We start from the raw sequence: 5122 nt of genomic DNA on the forward strand, positions 1-5122 counted from the left end.
GCCGCCATGACCACCGAAACTCTGTGAAACAACCACAGGTGTGGTGTGGTGTCTCAGAGTTGCAGAGCGGATGCGTAGCAGCTTCGTGGGCAAGTCCTCGGCCTATTAGTACCAGTCCACTCAAAAACACATTACTGTGCGTCCATGTCTGGCCTATCAACCCAATCGTCTCTTGGGGGCCTTAACCCACAAAGGGGTGGGAGACCTCATCTAGGAACAGGCTTCCCGCTTAGATGCCTTCAGCGGTTATCCCTTCCGAACGTAGCTAACCAGCCATGCCACTGGCGTGACAACTGGCATACCAGAGGTTCGTCCGTCCCGGTCCTCTCGTACTAGGGACAGCCTTCCTCAAGTCTCCTACGCGCGCGGCGGATAGGGACCGAACTGTCTCACGACGTTCTAAACCCAGCTCGCGTGCCGCTTTAATGGGCGAACAGCCCAACCCTTGGGACCTACTCCGGCCCCAGGATGCGACGAGCCGACATCGAGGTGCCAAACCATGCCGTCGATATGGACTCTTGGGCAAGATCAGCCTGTTATCCCCGGGGTACCTTTTATCCGTTGAGCGACATCCCTTCCACCAGGAGATGCCGGATCACTAGTCCCTGCTTTCGCACCTGCTCGACCCGTCAGTCTCACAGTCAAGCTCCCTTGTGCACTTACACTCAACACCTGATTGCCAACCAGGCTGAGGGAACCTTTGGGCGCCTCCGTTACCTTTTAGGAGGCAACCGCCCCAGTTAAACTACCCACCAGGCACTGTCCCTGAACCCGATCAGGGCCCTAGGTTAGATTCCCAATCCGACCAGAGTGGTATTTCAACAACGACTCCACCACCACTAGCGTGACAGCTTCACAGTCTCCCACCTATCCTACACAAGCCGAACCGAAAACCAATACCAAGCTATAGTAAAGGTCCCGGGGTCTTTCCGTCCTGCCGCGCGTAACGAGCATCTTTACTCGTAGTGCAATTTCACCGGGCCTGTGGTTGAGACAGCCGGAAAGTCGTTACGCCATTCGTGCAGGTCGGAACTTACCCGACAAGGAATTTCGCTACCTTAGGATGGTTATAGTTACCACCGCCGTTTACTGGCGCTTAAATTCTCAGCTTCGCCCCCCGAAGAGAGCTAACCGGTCCTCTTAACGTTCCAGCACCGGGCAGGCGTCAGTCCATATACCTCGTCTTACGACTTCGCATGGACCTGTGTTTTTAGTAAACAGTCGCTTTCCGCTGGTCTCTGCGGCCAACTCACCCTAGCCCGCACGGGGCTTCAAGTGCTTTGGCCCCCCTTCTCCCGAAGTTACGGGGGCATTTTGCCGAGTTCCTTAACCACAGTTCACCCGACCGCCTTAGTATTCTCTACCTGACCACCTGTGTCGGTTTGGGGTACGGGCCGCACATGTTCTCGCTAGAGGCTTTTCTCGGCAGCAGAGGATCACCCTACTTCGCCTCAACGGCTACGCATCACGTCTCACCCTCAACGGGACACGGATTTACCTATGTCCCAGGCTACACGCTTACACCAGTACAACCACTCACTGGCGGAGCTACCTTCCTGCGTCACCCCATCGCTTGACTACTACACACTCAGGCCCCACGCTCACCGATCTCAACCCGAAGGTCTCCACCGGCTCGGGTGGTTAGTATCATGCGCCTCATCATGGGCGAACATACGCGGGTACGGGAATATCAACCCGTTGTCCATCGACTACGCCTGTCGGCCTCGCCTTAGGTCCCGACTTACCCTGGGCAGATTAACTTGACCCAGGAACCCTTGGTCATCCGGCGGCAGAGTTTCTCACTCTGCATTCGCTACTCATGCCTGCATTCTCACTCCCACACCCTCCACGACTGAGTTCCCTCGCCGCTTCCCTGGATGCAGGACGCTCCCCTACCCAACAACACCACTGCACAACACTCCCAAAGAGCATTGCGGATGTATATGTGTCATTGACACGGCTTCGGCGGTGTACTTCAGCCCCGCTACATTATCGGCGCAGGACCACTTGACCAGTGAGCTATTACGCACTCTTTCAAGGATGGCTGCTTCTAAGCCAACCTCCTGGTTGTCTCGGCGACCCCACATCCTTTCCCACTAAGCACACACTTAGGGGCCTTAGCCGGTGTTCTGGGCTGTTTCCCTCTCGACGACGAAGCTTATCCCCCGCCGTCTCACTGCCGCACTCTCACGTGATGGTATTCGGAGTTTGGTTGACTTCGGTAACCCGGTAAGGCCCCTAGGCCATCCAGTAGCTCTACCCCCACCACGAAACATGCGACGCTGCACCTAAATGCATTTCGGGGAGAACCAGCTATCACGGAGTTTGATTGGCCTTTCACCCCTACCCACAACTCATCCCCCAGGTTTTCAACCCTGGTGGGTTCGGCCCTCCACGAGGTCTTACCCTCGCTTCAGCCTGGCCATGGGTAGATCACTCCGCTTCGGGTCTAGACCACGCGACTCACACGCCCTCTTCAGACTCGCTTTCGCTACGGCTACCCCACACGGGTTAACCTCGCCACGCAGCACTAACTCGCAGGCTCATTCTTCAAAAGGCACGCCATCACAATCAAACGATCGCTCTGACGGCTTGTAGGCACACGGTTTCAGGTACTCTTTCACTCCCCTCCCGGGGTACTTTTCATCTTTCCCTCACGGTACTCGTCCGCTATCGGTCACCAGGAAGTATTTAGGCTTACCGAGTGGTCCCGGCAGATTCACAGCAAATTCCACGAGCTCGCTGCTACTCGGGAACACCACCACACCACACCAACACAGCTTTCGCGTACGGGACTCTCACCCACTCCGGTCCACCATCCCAGGCGGTTCCACTAGCCATGCAGCACGATGCCAGAACTGTCAGATTCTGGAAGATGGATCCCACAACCCCGCACACACAACCCCTGACAGGTATCACATGCGCACGGTTTAGCCTCCTCCGCTTTCGCTCGCCACTACTCACGGAATCACTAGTGTTTTCTCTTCCTACGGGTACTGAGATGTTTCACTTCCCCGCGTTCCCTCCACGCACCCTATATATTCAGGTACGGGTAACACCTCATAACAGGTGCTGGGTTTCCCCATTCGGACACCCTCGGATCACAGCTCGGTTGACAGCTCCCCGAGGCTTATCGCAGCCTCCCACGTCCTTCATCGGCTCCTGATGCCAAGACATCCACCATGTGCCCTTAACAACTTGACCACAAAGATGCTCGCATCCACTCTGCAATTCTCAAACACCACACCCAGAAACAACACACCGTGTTGCCTCAGGACCCAACAGCGTAAAGATGAACACCCACCACCCGGCCCCTCCGATGCCCGTTCCACACCAACCGAAGCCGGCAGTACTAGACACATCCTCGAAGCAGGTGATGAGCATCAGCCAGTCGTCCACAATTCCTTGAGCAACCAGACAGTGCCACAGTCGGACACTGAGCCTGGCCACTCCACTCACCATCGGCGAGTGGATGTGTTGTGCTCCTTAGAAAGGAGGTGATCCAGCCGCACCTTCCGGTACGGCTACCTTGTTACGACTTCGTCCCAATCGCCAGTCCCACCTTCGACCACTCCCTCCCTTACGGGTTGGGCCATGGGCTTCGGGTGTTACCGACTTTCATGACGTGACGGGCGGTGTGTACAAGGCCCGGGAACGTATTCACCGCAGCGTTGCTGATCTGCGATTACTAGCGACTCCGACTTCACGCAGTCGAGTTGCAGACTGCGATCCGAACTGAGACCGGCTTTAAGGGATTCGCTCCACCTCACGGTATCGCAGCCCTCTGTACCAGCCATTGTAGCATGTGTGAAGCCCTGGACATAAGGGGCATGATGACTTGACGTCATCCCCACCTTCCTCCGAGTTGACCCCGGCAGTCTCCCGCGAGTCCCCGCCATTACGCGCTGGCAACACAGGACAAGGGTTGCGCTCGTTGCGGGACTTAACCCAACATCTCACGACACGAGCTGACGACAGCCATGCACCACCTGCACACCGGCCACAAGGGGGCCGACATCTCTGCCGGTTTCCAGTGCATGTCAAGCCCAGGTAAGGTTCTTCGCGTTGCATCGAATTAATCCACATGCTCCGCCGCTTGTGCGGGCCCCCGTCAATTCCTTTGAGTTTTAGCCTTGCGGCCGTACTCCCCAGGCGGGGCGCTTAATGCGTTAGCTACGGCACGGACAACGTGGAAGTCACCCACACCTAGCGCCCAACGTTTACAGCGTGGACTACCAGGGTATCTAATCCTGTTCGCTCCCCACGCTTTCGCTCCTCAGCGTCAGTATCGGCCCAGAGACCCGCCTTCGCCACCGGTGTTCCTCCTGATATCTGCGCATTTCACCGCTACACCAGGAATTCCAGTCTCCCCTACCGAACTCAAGCCTGCCCGTATCCACTGCAGGTCCGGAGTTAAGCCCCGGATTTTCACAGCAGACGCGACAAGCCGCCTACGAGCTCTTTACGCCCAATAATTCCGGACAACGCTTGCACCCTACGTATTACCGCGGCTGCTGGCACGTAGTTAGCCGGTGCTTCTTCTCCAGGTACCGTCACTTACGCTTCGTCCCTGGCGAAAGAGGTTTACAACCCGAAGGCCGTCATCCCTCACGCGGCGTCGCTGCATCAGGCTTCCGCCCATTGTGCAATATTCCCCACTGCTGCCTCCCGTAGGAGTCTGGGCCGTGTCTCAGTCCCAGTGTGGCCGGTCACCCTCTCAGGCCGGCTACCCGTCGTCGCCTTGGTAGGCCATCACCCCACCAACAAGCTGATAGGCCGCGGGCCCATCCCGTACCGCCGAAACTTTCCACCCCACACCATGCGGTGTGGAGTCATATTCGGTATTAGACCCCGTTTCCAGGGCTTATCCCAAAGTACAGGGCAGGTTACCCACGTGTTACTCACCCGTTCGCCACTCATCCACACCCGAAGATGCTTCAGCGTTCGACTTGCATGTGTTAAGCACGCCGCCAGCGTTCGTCCTGAGCCAGGATCAAACTCTCCAACAATGCTAGAAAATCGATCCGGCTATGATTCATAGCCTCAAAGGAACCCACAAAGGGTTCTAGCTAATCAACTGGCTTTAGCTCATCAATACACTGTTGAGTTCTCAAACAACACG

The 5122-nt window shown here is 56.7% G+C and carries 2 rRNA genes; both read right to left on the reverse strand.

Annotated elements, in window-relative coordinates:
- Positions 1-85: 85 nt before the first annotated feature.
- Positions 86-3204: ribosomal RNA gene (locus D0D28_RS35010) — 23S ribosomal RNA — on the reverse strand.
- Between the two features lie 286 nt (positions 3205-3490).
- A 16S ribosomal RNA gene (locus D0D28_RS35015) occupies positions 3491-5009 on the reverse strand.
- Together the 16S and 23S rRNA genes form the textbook arrangement of a ribosomal RNA operon.
- Positions 5010-5122: the final 113 nt, after the last annotated feature.

Origin of the sequence: Amycolatopsis ruanii (assembly GCF_003385175.1) — a bacterium.
GTDB classification, from domain to species: domain Bacteria; phylum Actinomycetota; class Actinomycetes; order Mycobacteriales; family Pseudonocardiaceae; genus Amycolatopsis_E; species Amycolatopsis_E thermalba.